Source organism: Devosia sp. Leaf420 (genome assembly GCF_001425445.1).
Taxonomy (GTDB): Bacteria; Pseudomonadota; Alphaproteobacteria; order Rhizobiales; family Devosiaceae; genus Devosia.
The window spans coordinates 310,312-328,839 of the sequence record NZ_LMQU01000001.1 but is presented as its reverse complement, the minus strand read 5'-3'; the positions used below and the strand labels follow the sequence as shown (position 1 = coordinate 328,839).

General features: G+C 60.6%; 18 protein-coding genes and 1 tRNA gene. 13 read left to right on the top strand and 6 right to left on the bottom strand.

Annotated elements, in window-relative coordinates; translation table 11 throughout:
- Positions 1-6: 6 nt before the first annotated feature.
- The 4 genes from ASG47_RS01710 to ASG47_RS01695 all read left to right on the top strand — a co-directional run bounded on the left by ASG47_RS01710 (position 7) and on the right by ASG47_RS01695 (position 3,294).
- Entirely contained in the window at positions 7-1,104 is a 1,098-nt protein-coding gene (locus ASG47_RS01710) for an ABC transporter ATP-binding protein (RefSeq protein WP_061906996.1), read from the top strand.
- A 12-nt stretch (positions 1,105-1,116) separates the two neighbouring features.
- Positions 1,117-2,277, top strand: a complete 1,161-nt coding sequence (locus ASG47_RS01705) for a mandelate racemase/muconate lactonizing enzyme family protein (RefSeq protein WP_061906995.1) — start codon at positions 1,117-1,119, stop codon at positions 2,275-2,277.
- Between the two features lie 23 nt (positions 2,278-2,300).
- The gene (locus tag ASG47_RS01700; RefSeq protein WP_061906994.1) at positions 2,301-3,047 is read left to right on the top strand and encodes a ribonuclease activity regulator RraA; all 747 of its coding nucleotides are present in this window, start codon (positions 2,301-2,303) and stop codon (positions 3,045-3,047) included.
- A gap of 170 nt (positions 3,048-3,217) precedes the next feature.
- Positions 3,218-3,294: transfer RNA gene (locus ASG47_RS01695), tRNA-Pro, on the top strand.
- Between the two features lie 36 nt (positions 3,295-3,330).
- On the opposite strand, the gene ASG47_RS01690 is transcribed toward ASG47_RS01695, so the two are convergent.
- The 4 genes from ASG47_RS01690 to ASG47_RS01675 all read right to left on the bottom strand — a co-directional run bounded on the left by ASG47_RS01690 (position 3,331) and on the right by ASG47_RS01675 (position 7,882).
- A complete protein-coding gene (locus tag ASG47_RS01690) occupies positions 3,331-4,548 on the bottom strand; it encodes an O-antigen ligase family protein (protein ID WP_061906993.1) in 1,218 nt (405 codons plus the stop codon).
- 59 nt (positions 4,549-4,607) lie between these two features.
- Positions 4,608-6,125, bottom strand: coding sequence for an undecaprenyl-phosphate glucose phosphotransferase (locus ASG47_RS01685; RefSeq protein WP_061906992.1), 1,518 nt, complete (start codon positions 6,123-6,125; stop codon positions 4,608-4,610).
- Between the two features lie 72 nt (positions 6,126-6,197).
- The gene (locus tag ASG47_RS01680; RefSeq protein WP_061906991.1) at positions 6,198-7,325 is read right to left on the bottom strand and encodes a glycosyltransferase family 4 protein; all 1,128 of its coding nucleotides are present in this window, start codon (positions 7,323-7,325) and stop codon (positions 6,198-6,200) included.
- A gap of 5 nt (positions 7,326-7,330) precedes the next feature.
- Positions 7,331-7,882 (bottom strand): polysaccharide biosynthesis/export family protein, encoded by a 552-nt coding sequence (locus ASG47_RS01675; protein WP_061906990.1) that lies wholly within the window; start codon positions 7,880-7,882, stop codon positions 7,331-7,333.
- A gap of 151 nt (positions 7,883-8,033) precedes the next feature.
- Here ASG47_RS01675 and ASG47_RS01670 point away from each other — a divergent pair, with 151 nt between their 5' ends.
- A complete protein-coding gene (locus ASG47_RS01670; protein ID WP_156463940.1) occupies positions 8,034-10,319 on the top strand; it encodes a GumC family protein in 2,286 nt (761 codons plus the stop codon).
- An 18-nt stretch (positions 10,320-10,337) separates the two neighbouring features.
- Positions 10,338-11,372 (top strand): polysaccharide deacetylase family protein, encoded by a 1,035-nt coding sequence (locus tag ASG47_RS01665; protein ID WP_061906988.1) that lies wholly within the window; start codon positions 10,338-10,340, stop codon positions 11,370-11,372.
- Positions 11,373-11,433: 61 nt separating this feature from the next.
- Here the strand turns inward: ASG47_RS01665 and ASG47_RS01660 are convergent, their stop codons facing one another.
- A complete protein-coding gene (locus tag ASG47_RS01660; RefSeq protein WP_061907271.1) occupies positions 11,434-11,646 on the bottom strand; it encodes a DUF2842 domain-containing protein in 213 nt (70 codons plus the stop codon).
- Positions 11,647-11,718: 72 nt separating this feature from the next.
- Here ASG47_RS01660 and ASG47_RS01655 point away from each other — a divergent pair, with 72 nt between their 5' ends.
- The 7 genes from ASG47_RS01655 (at position 11,719) to ASG47_RS01625 (ending at position 17,115) form a co-directional block, all read left to right on the top strand.
- Entirely contained in the window at positions 11,719-12,786 is a 1,068-nt protein-coding gene (locus ASG47_RS01655; protein WP_082511527.1) for a COX15/CtaA family protein, read from the top strand.
- A gap of 29 nt (positions 12,787-12,815) precedes the next feature.
- A complete protein-coding gene (locus ASG47_RS01650; protein WP_061906986.1) occupies positions 12,816-13,010 on the top strand; it encodes a hypothetical protein in 195 nt (64 codons plus the stop codon).
- A 150-nt stretch (positions 13,011-13,160) separates the two neighbouring features.
- On the top strand, positions 13,161-13,625 hold the full coding sequence (gene rplM, locus ASG47_RS01645) for a 50S ribosomal protein L13 (protein ID WP_061906985.1): 465 nt from the start codon (positions 13,161-13,163) through the stop codon (positions 13,623-13,625).
- Position 13,626: 1 nt separating this feature from the next.
- Complete coding sequence (rpsI, locus tag ASG47_RS01640; RefSeq protein WP_061906984.1) at positions 13,627-14,109, top strand: 30S ribosomal protein S9; 483 nt, start codon at positions 13,627-13,629, stop codon at positions 14,107-14,109.
- A gap of 265 nt (positions 14,110-14,374) precedes the next feature.
- The gene (locus tag ASG47_RS01635) at positions 14,375-15,058 is read left to right on the top strand and encodes a hypothetical protein (RefSeq protein ID WP_156463939.1); all 684 of its coding nucleotides are present in this window, start codon (positions 14,375-14,377) and stop codon (positions 15,056-15,058) included.
- A gap of 167 nt (positions 15,059-15,225) precedes the next feature.
- On the top strand, positions 15,226-16,596 hold the full coding sequence (locus ASG47_RS01630) for a dicarboxylate/amino acid:cation symporter (RefSeq protein WP_061906982.1): 1,371 nt from the start codon (positions 15,226-15,228) through the stop codon (positions 16,594-16,596).
- 150 nt (positions 16,597-16,746) lie between these two features.
- Positions 16,747-17,115: a hypothetical protein gene (locus tag ASG47_RS01625; RefSeq protein WP_156352174.1), complete on the top strand. Its 369-nt coding sequence runs from the start codon at positions 16,747-16,749 to the stop codon at positions 17,113-17,115.
- 12 nt (positions 17,116-17,127) lie between these two features.
- Here the strand turns inward: ASG47_RS01625 and ASG47_RS01620 are convergent, their stop codons facing one another.
- A complete protein-coding gene (locus ASG47_RS01620) occupies positions 17,128-18,456 on the bottom strand; it encodes a glycosyltransferase (protein WP_061906980.1) in 1,329 nt (442 codons plus the stop codon).
- Positions 18,457-18,528: the final 72 nt, after the last annotated feature.

Here is an 18,528-nt window from a genome sequence, read left to right as displayed (position 1 = left end):
GTACACATGGCCCAAGTGGTTCTCAAGGATCTCGTCAAGACCTACGGCTCCATCTATGCCGCCAAGGACGTGTCGCTGACGGTCAATGACGGCGAATTCGTCGCTCTCGTCGGCCCCTCCGGCTGCGGTAAGACGACGACGCTCAATCTCGTTGCCGGGCTCATTCCGATCACGTCGGGCGACATCGTCATCGGCGATCGCGTCGTCAACGATCTCGATCCCAAGGATCGGGACATCGCCATGGTTTTCCAAAACTACGCGCTCTATCCGCAAAAGACGGTGTTCCAGAACCTCGCGTTCCCGTTGATGATGCGGAAGCTCCCGAAGGATGAGATCGACCGGAAGGTGCGCGAAGCCGCCAGGGTGCTCGACATTACCCATCTTCTCGAGCGCAAGCCGCGGGAACTTTCGGGCGGTCAGCAACAGCGCGTCGCCCTCGGCCGTGCGCTGGTCCGCGATCCTGCCGTCTTTCTCATGGACGAACCACTCTCCAATCTCGACGCCAAACTGCGCGTGCAGATGCGTTCAGAGATCAAGCGTTTCCATCAGGATCTCAACGCCACCATCATCTATGTCACGCACGACCAGCTCGAAGCGGTCACCATGGCCGACAAGATGGCAGTGATGAATGGCGGTCTTCTCCAGCAATACGACACGCCGGCCGACGTCTTCGCCAATCCGGTCAACATGTTCGTCGCCAGCTTCGTCGGCAGCCCCGCCATGAGCCTCGTGCCGCTCGAACTCTCGACCGCCAATGGCCAGAGCGTCCTTACCAGCCCCGAAGGCTGGAGCCTGCCGCTCTCTGAACAAAACGCTCGAAAAGTTGCCGGCGCCACGTCCAGCAAAGTCGTCCTCGGCGCCCGCCACTCGACCATCAAACTACACAAGTCTCAGATGCCCGGCACCGTCCCGGCGCGCGTCTATACGGTTGAGCCAACCGGCGACATCACCTTCGTGCAAGCCTTCCTCTCCGGCGCCATCGTCAATATCAGCTTTCCGCCCTCCGTCGTCGTTGCGCCCGATGAACAGGTCTGGCTCGAATTCGACCAGGACCGCATTCACCTCTTCGATGGCCAGACCGAAATGGCTCTGCGCGCCGACTAACCAGAAATCATTATGTCCTTAAAACTCAAGATCACTGCCATCACGCCCTATCCCGTATGGGTCGGCATACGAAATCAGTTCCTTCTCAAGATCGAAACCGATCAGGGTATTGTCGGATGGGGCGAAAGCGGCCTTTCTGGCCGCGAGAAGGCGGTGGCCGGCGCCATCGAGCATTATGCCAAATTCCTCATCGGCCAGGATGCCATGCAGATCGGCCGCATCTGGCAGGAAATGTATCGCAGCCAGTATTTCGAGGGCGGCCGCGTACTCCAGGCCGCCATCTCGGCCATCGATATCGCCCTCCACGACATCAAGGGCAAGGCGCTCGGCGTGCCGGTCTATGAACTCCTTGGCGGCAAGCAGCGCAATGTCGTGCCCGCTTTTGCCTCGACCGGCGATGCGGCGGGGGAGGAGGCCGTCGAACGCGCCCATGAACTGCGCGCAATGGGTTTTGATGCCATCCGCTTCTTCCCAATCGGGCAGGACAGTCGAGACGTCTTCGAGCCGCGCCAATCCATCGCCGCAACCGCCCGCATTCTCAATCGAGCACGTGAAGAACTCGGCAGCGAGGTCGTCCTCGGTATCGATTACCACCATCGCCTTTCGGTCGCCGAGGCTGCCAGCTTCTGCAACAAGCTCGACAAGGGCGTCCTCGATTTCCTCGAAGAGCCGATCCGCGACGAGGCGCCCGAAGCCTATGAAACCCTCCGCACCATGACCGACATTCCCTTCGCCATCGGCGAGGAATTCTCTAGCAAGTGGCAATTCATTCCCTATATCGAGCGCGGCATCCATCAGTTCAATCGCCTCGACGTCTGCAATGTCGGCGGCCTCACCGAAGCGATGAAAGTCGCCGGTTGGAGCGAGGCGCACTACGTCGACCTCATGCCCCACAACCCGCTCGGCCCGATCTGCACCGCCGCCACGGTTCACTTCGCGGCGGCCGTCCCCAATTTCGCCTGGCTCGAAACGCGCGCTCCTGAAACTGCGCTCGGCTTTGACAATTCCGAGTTCTTCCCGGTCCAGCTCAAACTCGAGGGCGCGGTCTATCCTGTCAGCGATGCGCCGGGCCTGGGCGTTGAAGTCAACGAGGCGCTGCTCGCCAAGCAAAGTTTCAAGTTCTGGGAAGCGCCCCATCTCAAACGCACCGACGGTTCGGTGACCAACTGGTAGGCCAAAGGCCCAGAGGAGAAACCATGATCGAGACACACGACATCACGCGTCCGTCCAAGCACCTCATCGAGGGCCTCAAAAATCTCGGCGCCGCCACCATTGCCGGCACGCTCGGCCATATGGGGTTCAAGAACCCGCACATGACCGGCATCCTGCCTCAGACCAAGGGCAAGTCGATCTGCGGCCCGGCGCTCACCCTGCAATGTCTCCCACAGCGTCCAGACCTATTCAGCGAAGGCGAATACGCCAATCCTGAGATCCAGCTCCACCGGCATGTGCTCTATCATGTTCAGGATGGCGACGTGGTCGTGGTCGATGCGCGCGGCGACATGCGCTCAGGCATTTTCGGGGACATGATGTCCACCTATTTCAAGGGTCGCGGCGGCGCCGGCATGATCATTGACGGCGTGATGCGCGATCGCCCCAATGTCGAAAAGCTCGATCTCTCGCTTTGGCTCAAGGGCTGGTCGCCGAACTATCACGTCCAGACCGACATCTTCCCCAATGCCGTCAACGTCACCATTGCCTGCGGTGGCGTCACGGTCGTCCCGGGCGATATCATCGTTGCCGATGACGATGGCGCCGTCGTCGTGCCGGTCTCGATGGCTGAGCATGTCATCGAAGACGGCAAGAAGCACGCTGAATGGGAAGAATTTTCGCGCATGAAGCTCATGCAGGGCGAACCGCTACAGCGGTACTATCCATTGCATCCCGACGCCGAGGACGAATACCAGGCTTGGCGAAAACTCAATCCGATCAAGCCGGCTTGACCGTCTGAGGCACTTGGAAAAGGCGTGAAACCCCTTGAAAATCTCGGGGTTTCACCGCCAGCATCCGCGCCAGCTCAGATAGGGTCGCGCAAAAATCTGCACTTTGCTCACACAACCCTCCAAATTGAGGGTTGCACCCAAACCCCGGTTTCTCTATGTCTCCGCGCAGTCGGGGCGTAGCGCAGCTTGGTAGCGCATTTGTCTGGGGGACAAAGGGTCGCAGGTTCAAATCCTGTCGCTCCGACCATTTCACCAAAATCCGCGCGTGATGCGACGCTGATCTTCAGATCAGCATTCGCTCGCGGCTCGCTGTCGTACGCCGCTCATTGTTGATGGCGCTCGATAGGCCCCAGGTGAGGCCGATCAGCAAGAAGAAATGCCGCCAGTGATCGGAGTCGATGATCGCTGATTCCGCGACCACCATGGTGAATGTCGCAAAGACCGGAATGGCCATCAGCCGATAGGGTGAGGGGCGCATGATCGTCCCAAAGCCCTTCCAGAGGGTCAGCAGGATCATCAGGTAGTAAAAGAGCCCGCCGCCCCAGCCATAGACGTGCAGCACCGTCACATAAACATTGTGCGGTTCTTCTCGGACACGGAGATGGCGGAACTCTGCCGGCCCAATACCCCATGGGTGATCGAGCGCCAGTTCAAGCGCATAGCCCTGGCGGCCAAAGCGGCCGGTCTCCCCCTCGTCATAGTGTTGGGCCGAGGCGCGCATTTCGAAAAATTTGCTCACGGCCGGCACCGAGAGCAAACCGCCCAGCGCCACGACGAGAAGGCCCGCGCCGATCAGGCTCATCAGCAAAATACGCACCTTATCTCGCGCATTGGCTTCGAACAGAAAGACCAGCACCAGCGTGATCAGCGACGAGGCCGCAAAATGCCCCCAGCCGCCACGCGAGAAGCTGACGAAGACCCCCAGAAACAGAATGAAATAGGCCGCGCAGGCGAGGATCACCTGCCAACCGCGTCCGAGGAGAATGCGCTGCAGCGCAAACATCGCCGGCAGGACGAGAAACGGCGCGAAAACGTTGGGATCCTTGAACGTCGCCTTGGCGCGATCATAGATCAGGAAAAAGCTGCCGCCCGGCATAACCCGGAGATAGGCGAGAGTGCCGACCAGCGCGAGTATCACGGCAATCCAGGTATAGGCGCGCATGATCACGCGCATGCGCCGCTCGGTCGCTTCGGCGAGATAATTTGCGAGGAAATAGCTCGTGATCATCAGGAAGATGGTCACGGCCGTGAAGATGATCGCTTCCGATATCGGCGTTATCCGAACCTGGATGGCCGCGATCAGGGCGAAGGGTATGAAGCCCAGAATGATGGCGAGGAGCCCGAACGTTGATCGGTAGAGCCCAAGCCCGGCCATGACCGCCACGGGCAATACCAGCAGGAACATCACCTCGTAGGGCGATGGCTCGATGATGACGATGCCGCCGGCAAAGATCCAAAGGGCGACGACAACATCGAGCAGTTTCTCGGCGCGCTGCCGCACATAATCCCGGCCCGAGACACTAGGCCTCACAAGGCCTGGGTCAAATGTGCCAGAGACACTCAATACGCATTCTCGTTCTTGGCGATGAGCGAAACCGGCGTCATCAAGACGATGTAGAGATCGAGCAAGAGGCTCCAGTTCTCGATATAGTAGAGATCATGGTTCACGCGCTGCATGATCTTGTCGATCGTGTCGGTTTCCCCGCGCCAGCCATGGATCTGCGCCCAGCCGGTCATCCCGGGCTTGACGCGATGGCGCGCGAAGTAACCCTCAACCGCTTCATAATAGAGCTGGTTATCGGCCTTGGCCTGCAGGGCATGGGGGCGGGGGCCAACTACCGAAAGCTCGCCCTTCAACACGTTGAAAAGCTGCGGCAATTCGTCGATCGAGGTCTTGCGGATGAACTTGCCGACGCGTGTCACGCGCGGATCGTTCTTGGTCACGAGCTTCGTGGCACCGGCATCGAGCATGTCGGTCCGCATCGAGCGGAACTTGTAGATACGGATCAGCTGGTTGTTAAAGCCATGCCGGTTCTGCACGAAGAACACCGGCCCCTTGCTCTCGAGCTTGATGGCGATGGCGGCGACGATCATCACCGGCGAGAGCAGCAGCAGCGCCGTTATCGCGACGATCTTGTCGAACACCCATTTAAAGACGAGGTTCCAGTCCGAGATCGGCCGATCGGCCATGTCGAGCACGGGCACGCCACCGACATAGGAATAGGCGCGATCCGTGAACTTGAGCTTGCTCATATGCGCCGAAAGGCGGATGTCCACCGGCAGCACCCAAAGCTGGGTCAGCATATCGAGCACGCGCTTTTCCGCTGAAAGCGGCATTGACACGATCACGAGATCAACCGGTGTCAGTCGCGCAAAGTCGATCAGCGTCGACACCCGGCCAAGCTTGCTCAGTCCCGCCACCGATTCTGGCGACCGTGAGTCATAGCGATCGTCAAACAGCCCCAGCAACTCGATGTCTTTGTCTGCGCCGTTCTGAATCTGCTCGATGAGAATTTCCGCATCGCGCCCACCACCGACGATCACCGCGCGACGCTTCAACCGTCCGAGATTTGTCCAGCGCAGGACGAGAAAACGCAGCATGAGCCGATAGGCGATGAGCACCACTGCGCCCGAAATGAACCAGGTCAGCAGCCAGACGCGCGAGAGCATATCCCCCGCCTTGAAAAAGAAAATGGCAGCGGTCATCACCGCCATCACGCAAAGCCACACCGCCAATACCTGGCCGAACTGCCCGACCACGCGGCGATAGGTGGTGATGCGATGCGCGCGGATCAGGTTGAGCCCGATATTGGTCGCGAGGCACGTGCCGACGACGACGGAGAGATAAAAGCCTTCCTGTCCCGATGGCACATAGACCGCGTGAATGCCGTAGCCGAGAATAATCAGCAGGAGCGCTTCGACGACCTGCGCCACGCCGACGATAACGGTGCCCGAATAGGTGCGTTCGACAGGGCGCGCAGCGATTTCGACGGCAGCGGCCGACAGCGTCGCGCCATCCCCCTCGGGCTTGCGCGCGGCATGGTCCGCGATGGCCTGCTTTGGATCGACACGAAACATGATGCTACCGGTACTCACCTACTCCCGGCTGCATCATGGGGCCAAGGGGTTTATACTCGGTGAAACGAAAGCTCAGGCTTTGTCGAGGATATCGCGATAGAGCGCCTCGATGCGCGTCGCCATGGTGTCGAGCGAAAATTCTGTCTCGACGCGCCGCCGCCGGATTGCAAGTTCCGCCATTGCAGCCTCCGGCTCATCGAGCATCCGCTGCATCGACACGGCCAGAGCCTCAGCATTCCCCGGCTCAACCAATGTCTCTGTAGTGCCGGCAAAGATTTCCGGGATGCCGCCAACCCGCGTCGTCACCACCGGAAGCCACGCCGCCGTCGCCTCCAGCACCACATAGGGCAGTGACTCCGCCAGCGACGGGATCACGCCATAATTGCCCATGGCAAAGACACTGCGCGCCGGCTGAGAGCCCACAAGCTTGACCTGACGCTGCAGCGACAGCCCCGCAATATGCGCCTCAAGCTCCTCGCGCTGCGGTCCGTCGCCGGCCATTACAAGTGTCACCGGCTTGCCATCTGCCCGCTTCAACTGATTAAGCGCATCGACCAGCGGGAAAATGCCCTTAAGCTCGCGCAACTCGCCAACAAACACGAAATCAGCCGGGTCGCCAACCTTCGCGACGGGCTCGAATTCAGCGCGATCGAGCCCATTATAAATAATTTCAGTCCGGCAACTGGGCGGCGCGATCAACCGGCTATAGGTGTCGCGGGCAAATTGGCTTTCGAAGACGATGGCGCCGGTCTGGCTCAGCAGCTTTCGCTCCAGCCAGTGAAAAACCTGCCCACTCCGCGAGCGCGCCGAAAAGTGCAGCACACCGCCATGCGGCGTATAGACCGCCGCTGGCAGCTTGCGTCCCAAATGCGCCAGCCGCGCATAAAGCCCGCCCTTGGCGCCGTGCCCGTGAAGAATATCGGCCGAAACTTGCTGAGCGATCCGCCGCACGGCAAAAGGCGCCGTCAGATCGCCTTTGCCTAGCACGCGCGGCATAGGCATCGCATGAATGCCAAGCGTCGCATGCTCGCGCAGTGCATCGAGACGCGCCGTCGTCTGCGCATCGCTTGCGAGCGCATCGACGATTAGCCCGACGCTATGCCCCCGCGCATTGAGCATGCGGGTGAGGTCGGCCACATGGCGAAAAAGTCCGCCGACAGGCGCGCGCATCACCTGCAATATGCGCAGCGGCCTCGTCATCGAGTTTAGAACCAGCGTTCGGAAACGACGACAGTGTCACCGGGATAGACCGGGAAGTCGAGATCGACGTCACCGCGCACCATTTCATTGCCCTGGCGGCGATAGACGGTGACATTGTTGCGGTTTGCCGTTTCGCCATAGCCGCCGGCCGTGCTGATCGCAGCGCGCACCGTCATGTTCGGCACATAGGCGAACTGGCCCGATGTCCGCACAGCGCCCTGGATGAAGAAGGGGCGATATTGCGCCACTTCCACCGCCACATTGGGATTGCGAAGATAACCGTTGGCCAGCGCTCCGGCGAGCCGGTTGGCCGCCACCGAAGTGGTCTGTCCACGCACCTGCACCTGACCCACAAGCGGGAAGGATATCGTGCCATTGTCGCCGACGCGGTAGCTGTTGCTCAGCTCCTGATCGCCGTAGACGGTCACTCGCACGAGATCGCCGGTGTCGAGCGTATAGGGCCCGGAGGGCTCTACGAAATAGCTAGCCGGCCGCGTCGTAGCGCACGCAGCAAGGGGGAGCATCAATGTGACGGCGAGTATGGGAAGCCAGCGCATGGTGAATCCGCGCGTTTGAATTGACCCTCAGTCTTCCCGTTTATGGTTAAGATTTCCCTTATGTCCTTGCGGGGCAATTCGAATGTGATCTGACGATTAACTGAATTTTGATAGCGAACACCGATAGTGCGGCGGATGATGAGGATTTGCCGTGAGCGAATACGCCCCGACGATGCGCGATGCGCGAATTGATGTAGCTGCTGTCTTTTCCGCCGTCGGCCGGCGACTGCCGCGCATCATCATCATAACTTTGTTGGTCTTGGCTGCAGCATTTCTCGTCTTGATGATGATGCCGCGGCTCTATGAATCCTCGGCATCTATTCTCGTCGAACCGCGCTCCAATGTTTATGCGCGCGCTGCCAATGAACAAGCGCCGTCGAGCACGGCTGGCGATGCTAGCGTCGTCTCGAGCCAGATCGAACTGATCAAATCGCGCGATACCCTGCTTGGCGTCATCGATAAACTCGATCTGCGCTCCAAACCCGAATTCAACGGCAGCCAGTCCGGCTTCTCGCCGCTTGGCGTCATCATGCAGCTTATCGGCCGCAGCTCGACACCAGTCAGCGTCGACGAGCGCGTCATGACCACGCTTTATGATCGCATGACGGTCATTCAGGAGCGCGATTCCCGCATCATCTCCATTCTCGTGCGCTCGACCGATCCGCAATTGGCCGCCGACATTGCCAATGCCGTCGCTGCCGCCCACGTTGCCCGCCGCGCCCAGCTTTCGCTTGCTGATACCGCCGAGGCATCGGAATGGCTCAATCAGGAAATCGATCGTTTGCGCATTGCCGTGCGGGACGCTGAATCAAAGGTTGCCCAGTACCGCGTCGACAATGATCTCTTTGTCGGTACCAACAACACCACCTTGCTCGATCAGCAACTCTCGACGCTGACGACCCAGATCACATCGGCTCAGGAGCGCAAGAACACCGCGCAATCGCGCGCCGCCGTCATTCGCGGCCTCCTTGAACGCGGCCAGCCGATCGAGAGCATTGCTGACGCGAGAAATTCGACCGTCATCCAGCAGCTCAGCCAGGAAAAGGCGCGACTCCAGGGCCAGCTCGCCCAGCTTTCGGCAACGCTGCTTTCCAACCACCCCACGGTGCGCGCGCTCAATGCGCAGATCGCCGAGCTCGATACCCGCATCAACCAGGAAGGCTATCGTGTCGCTGCGGCCCTCGAAGCCGAAGCCCAGGTCGAGGCCGATCTCGAAGCATCCATGCAGTCCGATCTTGCCCGCTTCAAGCAGACGGCGTCGACCGCAACCCAAGACACTGTTGCGCTCGATAGCCTGCAGCGCGAAGCCAAGGCCCAGCGCGATCTGCTCGAGTCCTACCTGCTGCGCTATAATGAAGCCTCGTCGCGCGTCGATTCCAATTCGACGCTTCCCGATGTCCGCGTCGTGACTGAGGCTGTGCCTTCGGTTATCCCGGCCTTTCCCAAGACCGCACTCATTCTCGCCGGCATTGGTATCGTCGCGTTCTCCGTCCAGTTCGGCGCCGTGGTTTTCGGCGAACTGATGTCGGGCCGCGCGCTGCGCCCGATCGAACCCTATTACGCCGCTGCCCAGCAACCGGTCCCGGTTGTGACTCAACCCGTCCGCACCGCTGCGGCTCCTGAGCCTGTCGAAGAGCCGGTCCAAATCGATGTCAAAGACGAGGTCGTCTATGACGAAGCCGCAGCGGAAACCAACCATGGATCCGCGGTAGTCGCCGAGCCCGAGCCGGTCGACCAAACCGCAGTCGCCTCCGCCAATGCCCGCACTCTGCTTCGTGATCTCGCCGAACGCCGCGCCGAGCGCGAAGCGGCCCGTGCGGCCGTCGCAGCATCGTCCGAAGAAGAACCCGTCGAAGTCGCTACCATGCGTCCCAAGACCCAACAGGTCACGGGCATCGTCCGCTATTCCGATCTTGCGGCCGACCTCGTCCTCGGCAAGACCCATCTGCTGCTGCTGGCCGATCACGGCAGCGCCGAGCCCGGCCGCCGCATGGCTGACGCCCTCGTTGCCGACGCGCTTGGCAAGGGGTTGAGCGTCGTCCTTATCGATGCCGGCAGCGGCTATGTCGGCGAGAACCCTGGCCTCTCCGATCTCAGCCTCAATCGCGCTGGCTTCGGCGATGTCGTGCAGAAATCTGCCGACCAAAGCTATGCGGAAGTTGCCTGGGGGCAAGGCGAAACCATCGAGCGCAGCTCCACAAAGCCATCGACGCTGGTGGAAGCCCTAGGCGATATCTACGAAGTCGTTCTCGTCCTCACCGGCAAAGTCGGCGGCCGCTCGACACTTCCCATCTTCGCCGATCTCGGCGGCCGGGTCGTTCTGGTCACCGCCGAAGACGAGGATATCGATTCCGCCGATAGCGTCCGCCGTCAGCTTATCGATGCTGGCCTGCCGCGGGTCGAGATTTCCGCCGTGGACGATGCCGTTGCAGCCTGATCCGCTGAGCGAGATTTAATGAAATACGCCGCCATCCGTGCCGCCTTCGAGCTGATTTGGCTCTCGCGCTTGCCATTGCTTTCGCGGGCGCTGTCGAAGTCCCGCGGCGTCATTTTTACGCTGCATCGTGTCCTGCCCGAACCGCCCCCGGCCTTTTCCCCCAATGCGATCCTCCAGATCGAGCCGGACTTTCTCGATTACACCATCGAGCGCCTCCGCGACCTGGGCATAGACATCATCACGCTCGACGAGGCCATGGAGCGCCTCGCCGCGCAAAATAAGCCACGCCCCTTTGTCGTCCTCACCTTCGACGATGCCTATCGCGACAATCTCCAATATGCCCTGCCGATACTCAGCGGCCACGAAGCGCCATTCACGCTCTACGTGCCCACGGCCTTTGCCGATGGCGTTGGCGAAATCTGGTGGCAGGCGATCGAAGACATCATTGCGCGCCAGGAAGCGGTCGCCTTCACCGAAAATGGCGACGTCGAATATGTCGACACCTCGACCACGGCGAAGAAAAAAGACGCCTTCTCGCGCCTCTATTGGCATATGCGCAAAATGCCCGAGCCCGCCCGCCGCGCCCTCCTCGCGGAGTTCTGCAGAAACTACGGCTACGATCTCGAAAAACAGTGCCGCGATCTGATCATGACCTGGCAGGAGCTCCGGCTATTCGCCGGCGATCCGCTCTGCACCATAGGCGCCCACACGGTGCACCATTACGAATTGGCAAAACTCTCCGCCGATGACGCGCGCCAGGAAATCTCCCAGTCCGTCGACGTCATCGAAGCCCAGTTCGGCCTACGCCCTGAGCACTTTTCATATCCTCTCGGCGGCTCACTCTCGTGCGGTCCGCGCGAGTTCGACATAGTCCGTGATCTCGGCTTCAAAACCGCCGTTACAACTCGCCCCGGTGGCCTCTATTCGCACCACGTGCAGACCCCCACAGCCCTTCCACGCGTCTCCCTCAACGGCTATTTCCAATCCCGCCGCTATGTCGACATCTTCGCCAGCGGCGGCCTCTTCACCACCATCGGCAAGCTGACGGGTTGACCGTCTTCACCTCTCCCTCTGGGGGAGAGGTCGGCGCGCAGCGCCGGGTGAGGGGGCCTTCCTATACGCGCTCATCCGGCCGCGCCATCCAGCGAATGATCCACATCGCCGGAAACACCCAGCCCATCCCCGCGACGATGAAATAGACGATCAACACCAGCCCCGGCAGCCCCTCGGGAAACATCAAATAGATCGAGGTCGCGATGCACGCCCAGACGAAAATGGAGATCACGCAGAGGAAAGCGCCGATCAATTTGCGAGTACGTTGGGTCATGTGCGGCATCTGGACTGTTGCGACGGAGCGAAGCGGGGATTACCACTCCGCCAGCCCCATCGATACCGGAATATCACCGTGACCACCCAGCACAATGCCGCACCGGGCCAGATCAGCTACGCCAGCGACCTCCTGCGGCCCGTCCGCATCTGGCTTTATGCGCTCGCGAGCTTCGTTCTGCTGATCGTCGTGGTCGGCGGGATCACGCGCCTGACGGAATCGGGGCTCTCGATCACGAGCTGGAAGCCGATCTCCGGCATCATTCCGCCGCTCAACGATGCGCAGTGGCAGGCCGAATTCGACGCCTATAAGCAGATCCCGCAATATACGGTGCTCAATTCCTGGATGTCGCTGGGCGATTTCAAATACATTTTCTTCTGGGAGTGGCTGCATCGCCTGCTTGCCCGCACGCTGGGCCTGATCTTCATCGTTCCCTTTCTCGTTTTTCTCGTCCAGAAGCGTCTTTCGCGCCAGCTCGCCTGGCCACTGTTCACGCTCTTCATTCTCGGCGGCTTCCAGGGCCTGCTCGGCTGGTGGATGGTCTCCTCGGGCCTATCCGAACTGACCTCGGTGTCCCAATACCGCCTCGCCGCCCACCTCACGGCCGCCTCGCTGCTCTTCGTCGCGCTCATCTATGTCGCGCGCAGCCTTGAGCCGGGCAGGGTGCTCGGCCGCGTTACGCGCTGGCATCTGGTAACGGGCGTCATCCTCGGCGTGCTGCTGATCATCCAGATCGGGGCGGGGGCCTTTGTCGCCGGTCTGGATGCCGGCATGGGCTACAACACCTGGCCATTAATGGATGGCGCGATCATCCCCAAAGGCCTCCTGATCATGGATCCCGCCTGGCGCAATTTCTTCGAAAATGCGCTGACCGTGCAGTTCATCCATCGCTGCATCGCCTATGGCATCACCGCTTATGTCGCTTATCTCATCTGGCGCCGAAACAAGGATGGCGGCTTTGGCGGCGTCCATGGCTGGCTGCCGCGCATCGGCTTCCTCGTCCTCCTCCAGGTCGCCCTCGGCATTGCGACGCTGCTCACCAGCGTCCCGATCTCGCTGGCGGTTGGCCACCAGTGCCTCGCTTTCATGCTTGCCGGCTCCATTTTCGGCTATATTGCCGATATGCGCCGGGCCAGGTGAGTCCGGCTTGCTGAGGAGTTAGCCGCAAGATGACCGCCTGGATCTGGAAGACCGTTCTCGCCATCGTTGGCTCCGTCATCGGCGTCTATATCGGCCAGGAGCTCATGGGCGGCGGCGCAATCGGATGGATGGTAAGCGGTGCGATCATCGCAGCGAGCTGCTATCCGCTCTTTAAGGCGCTCTTCGCATACCGGGCTGAAAAAGCGCGCAATACTTTGCGGTAATATGATACCGCATTCGTAACGTGTTGATTTCGTTGACCTAAATCAACCCTATTGACGCCTGCTAGAATCCCCCCTAAACGAGCCGCCGAACATGCCGTTTTCCCGCATTTGGGAGCATGGCATCCCAGCTTTTTCTAGGGAATTCCAACAATGACCACTTACTCGGCAAAACCGAGCGAGATCGAAAAGCAGTGGATCCTCATCGACGCCGAAGGGCTTGTCGTGGGTCGTCTGGCTTCGATCATTGCTTCGCGTCTGCGCGGCAAGCATAAGGCCACTTTCACGCCTCACATGGACATGGGTGACAACATCATCGTCATCAATGCCGACAAGGTGAAGCTGACCGGTCGCAAGCTCGACCAGCACCGCTTCTACTGGCACACCGGCTACCCCGGTGGCATCAAGGACCGCACTGCTCGCGAACTGCTCGAAGGCCGTTTCCCGAACCGCGTCCTCGAAAACGCCGTTCGCCGCATGATGCCGGGCGGCCCGCTGACCCGCGCTCAGCTCAAGAACCTCCGCGTTTACGCTGGCGGCGAGCACCCCCATGAAGCGCAGAACCCGAGCAAGCTCGATGTCGGCGCTATGAACCCCAAGAACGTCCGGGTGAAGTAATATGGCTGAAACCATCAACTCTCTCGAAGCCCTGGGCACCTCCGCTGCTGCTCCCGCTGCCTCCTCGGCTCCGGTTCATGTGCAGAAGCTTGATTCCCTCGGCCGCGCCTATGCCACTGGCAAGCGCAAGAACGCCGTCGCCCGCGTCTGGATCAAGCCCGGCAAGGGCAAGGTCACGATCAATGGCCGCGAATTCGCCGCTTACTTTGCGCGTCCGGTTCTCCAGCTGATCGTCAAGCAGCCCATCGTTGCTGTCGACCGTCTCGACCAGTACGACGTCAACGTCACCGTTGCCGGTGGTGGTCTCTCCGGTCAGGCCGGTGCCGTGCGTCACGGTATCTCCAAGGCGCTCAACTACTTCGAGCCAGCACTGCGCCCGACCCTCAAGAAGGGTGGCTTCCTGACACGCGATAGCCGCGTCGTCGAACGTAAGAAGTACGGCAAGGCCAAGGCCCGCCGCTCCTTCCAGTTCTCGAAGCGCTAAGCTTCACTTTTCGATATTTGCAAGGGCCGGGAAACCGGCCCTTTCTTTTTGCGCGGGCGTCGGATTATGCATCACCCCCTCCCATCCTCCCACATCAAGGGGGAGGTGTGGTTCAGCGATTGCCAGCCGACCGTATCCCAAACTCGATGCGCACCTCCCCCTTGATGGGGGAGGATGGGAGGGGGTGACGCCGCCACCAACTCCAAGCTCAAAGCATGTCGCTCAAAAAATACCGCCTCACACAGAGGCAAATGCATTCCAATCCATGTCCGACACCCCATCTATCCTCCAACCCACTGACCACCCCGCGCCGATGCCCCTCGTCACCCGCTTCCATCTCCTGATCTTCTCGGTGACGCTCTCCATTACGGCGGTCGCCCTGTTCCGCATCCCTGCGGACTTTCTGTTCCAAGCCCATTGGCATGCCACGAACGCCGACTGGCTATGGCCCCGCGGCATCGCGCTGTCGGTCGCCCCCGCTATACAGGCCGTGCTTCTAATCGCCTTCTTCCTGCTCGGCCGCGCCCTCACTAAAAATCACTTCGCCAAGACCCAGCACATTCTCGATCCTGCCCTCAGCTTTTTCCTCGCCGTCCCCGCCGTGTACCAGCTTGGCCTCCTCTTCATCGGCATCGGCTCTGATCTCGATATCATCCGCGGCGAAGGCTATATCCTCGGCGCCGCACTGGGCTTCATCGGGCTTGTCCTGTTTTACGCCGAGCGCCACAGCTATGGCGGCCTGCGCCTACCGTGGCCGATCCGCTCTGATCGCGGCTGGTTCCTTGCGCACCGCCTGACTGGCCTTGCGACATCGCTGGTTGGCTTGCTAACCATTTGGATGGCCTGGACCGATCCTGGTCCGGCGATCCTGGCCCTGTCCTACGCGTCCGCACTGATCCTGCTTCCCACCATCGCAGCCATCGTGAGTCTGGCCGTGCACCGGGTCTGACAACTTCTATTCCCTAATTCCCTGTACAGAATGAGAAAATTCTTCTCTAGCGGCCGGAAATGGAACGCCATGCGCTGCGCAAGCGCATGCGCGGGCGTAAGTTGTGGGCAAGATAAAGGCAGGGCGCCCGTTTTTTGAGCGGCCCTTGCCAGTGCAAAGGTCGTACAATGTCTCCCACCACCGTATCCGCTGCGCGCCCGCCCAAGGCGCCCAAGCCGCTTTACGCCAATTTCGGATTCCAGGTTCTGGCGGCCATGGTCATCGGCCTCGCGCTTGGCTTCGTCGCCCGCTCCATGGGCCCAGACGCTGCCGGCAACGCCAATTGGCTCACCCAGACGCTCGCGACCATCGGCTCGTCCTTCGTGTCGCTGTTGCGCGCCCTGGTCCCTGTTCTCGTCTTTACCGCCATTGTCGCTTCGATCGCCAATCTCCGCGAACTCAACAACGCTGCCAAGCTCGTCTGGCAGACCCTTCTTTGGTTCGCCATCACGGCGCTGATCGCCGTCGCCATCGGCATCGCCCTCGGCCTCATTATCCAGCCGGGCCTCAATTCCAGCGTCGCCGCCGATCTTGCCAAGGCTCCGTCCTCGACCGGCTCCTGGCTCGATTTCCTCAAGGGCCTGATCCCGTCCAATATCCTCGGCCTTCAGGCCTCGACCCGCGTCACCGATGGTAGCGCTTCGACGAGCCTCAGCTTCAACGTGCTGCAGATCCTCGTGATCTCCATCGTTGTCGGCATCGCTGCCCTCCGCGTCGGCCCAGCCGCCGATCCCTTCATCGCCTTCACCCGCTCGTTCCTTAAGGTGATCCACAAGGTCCTGTGGTGGGTCATTCGGCTGACCCCGATCGGCACGATCGGCCTCCTCGGCAATGCTGTTGCCGTCTATGGCTGGGATGCGCTGGCCCAGCTCGGCTGGTATTCGGCCGCCATCTATATCGGTCTCGCCCTCGTTCTGTTCGTCGTCTACCCCGTGCTGCTGCAGCTCAATGGCCTCAACCCCATCCGCTATTTCCAGAGCGCCTGGCCAGCCATTCAGCTTGCTTTCGTCTCGCGTTCGTCCATCGGCACCCTGCCGGTCACCGAGCGCATCACCGAAGAAAATCTCGGCGTGCCGCGTGAATACGCCGCCTTCGCCGTGCCACTCGGCGCCACCACCAAGATGGACGGTTGCGCCGCGATCTATCCTGCGATCTCGGCCATTTTCGTCGCCCAGTTCTTCGGCATTTCGCTAGGGATCGAGCATTATCTGCTGATCGTCTTCGTTTCGGTCATCGGCTCCGCAGCCACGGCTGGTCTCACAGGCGCAACGGTCATGCTGACCCTGACCCTTTCGACCCTCGGTCTGCCGCTCGAAGGCGTCGGCCTGCTGCTTGCCGTCGACCCGATCCTCGATATGGGCCGCACTGCGGTCAATGTCGCTGGCCAGGCCCTTGTGCCGACCATTGTTGCCAAGCGCCAGGGTATTCTCGATCAGGCGACCTACGACCGCGGCAAAAGCATCGACGCCCTCGGCGCTGACGCAGTTCCTGCCGAGTAAGCGACGCAATAAACCATATGAAAGGGGAGGCGCTGCCTCCCCTTTTTGTTGTCAGCTATTCTCACTCATTTTACCAACCAGTCACATTTAGCCTTCAACTTGCCCGTTCAAGCCGGTATTGAACCCGACTGTGCATATGGGAAGATTTGCATGATGGCTCAAAGACCTGGTTTGTGGGACGGACGGCGTCGCGCCGTTACCCTGGGCATGATTTCCAACATCATCGGCGCGGCCGCAGCCGCCGGTGCCGCAGTCACTGCCTGGCTCAGCACGCATTGGCAGACGGATTTGACACAGTGGACGCTGGTTCTCGCCGGAATCGGTGGCGTCTTCGTCGTCAAGGGCACGATTATTCTCGGCATCGCCGAAAGCCGTCCCTATATGCCGCGGGAAACTGATGCCGATATGCAGCACTCGCTGCGCGCCTTCGAAGGGCGCCTGAATTCGCGCCAGAAAGCCATGGTCGAGCGCCTCGACAAGCTCGAGGCCGAAGTCAGCAACATCCGCGTCGGAAGCTGAGCCGGTTTCGGCTCAGACAGCCTTTTTCAGCGATAGCTTCTTGGCTTTGGTCTTGGATTTTCGCGCTAGTTTGGCTACGCGCGGCACGAAGTTGCCCATCACCCGCTCAATGACCTTGATGGCTTTGTCAGTGCCGTCCTCGCTGCGCAATTGCTCCGCCACCAATGCGGCATTGCGGCGATAGGAATCGTTGCTGTTGAGATCGGCGAGCGCTTCGGCCAGCGATTCCGCCGTCAGCTTGCGCAGCCGGATCGGCTTTGGTCCGCATCCAAGCTCATAAACCCGGCGGCCCCAATAGGGTTGGTCGATGGCTTGGGGGACGATGAACGTCGGTCGCCCAAGGTGCAGGCCCGCCGAAGTCGTGCCCGCGCCACCATGATGCACCACAGCGCTGACATAGCGGAAAAGACGATCGTGTGGCGCTTTTTCGATTGGAAAGATCGTATCGGGCAGATCGCGCGGATCGATGCCGCCCCAACCGCGCGCCACGACGGCTCGGCCGCCCCAAAGCGCCACGGCTTCTTTCAGAATGCGCGTGTTGCGCTCGGCCCCAAACGGCATCGAGCCAAAGCCGATATAAACCGGTGCTTCACCTGCCGAAAGAAAGGCCTCGAATTCCGGTGTGGGCTCCCAATTGCTGCGATCGCGCAGGTTCCAGTAGCCGGTCACCAAAGCCGTCTTCGGCCAATCCCGCGGGCGCGGACTGACGGCGGCTGAATAAGCGTAAAGGGTCGTCAGGTAGGAGCCATCCGTATTGGTGAAGACCCCGCCCATATTGCGCGCTTCAAGCCCCATCAGTTCCCGGCGCAGGCGATTGCGCGGCAGGTTCATATAGGCCTGCTGCATGGTGGCAGCAGTGTAGGAAAGCTTGTTCAGCGTCGGGCCGAGATCGTCGGCGACATAATACATCGAGAGCGGGAATTCGCTCGTCGAGTTAAGCGGCTGCAGCGCCGTCATGATCGCCGGAATCTTCAGCGCCTCGGCAATGTCGATGCCGAAGCTCGTATTCATATTGACGATGATCGCATCGGTGCCCTGGCACATGCGCCAGGCAGCCCGCGCCGCCGTGTCGATGATCTGCTGGCCCTGTTTGAGAAACCATGGGCCATTGATCAGCATCGAGCTGTTCATCGCATTTTCGAAACGGGTTTCTTTGAGGAATGCTTGGATCGAGGGGCCCAGCGAATGGAATTCGATTCCATATCCCGTCACGAGGCCTTCAAAGTCCTCGTTGGCGCCGATCACGACGCTATAGCCACGTTCCTGCAGCGCCAGCGAGAGCGCGATGTAAGGTTGTACGTCGCCTTGCGTGCCGATCGTCACCAGGGCAATGCGCTTCAAGTTTCAACCTCATCATACGCCGTCAGGCCGTACGTTGTCGTGCCCCCGGGCATTTACAAGACCATGTGGAGC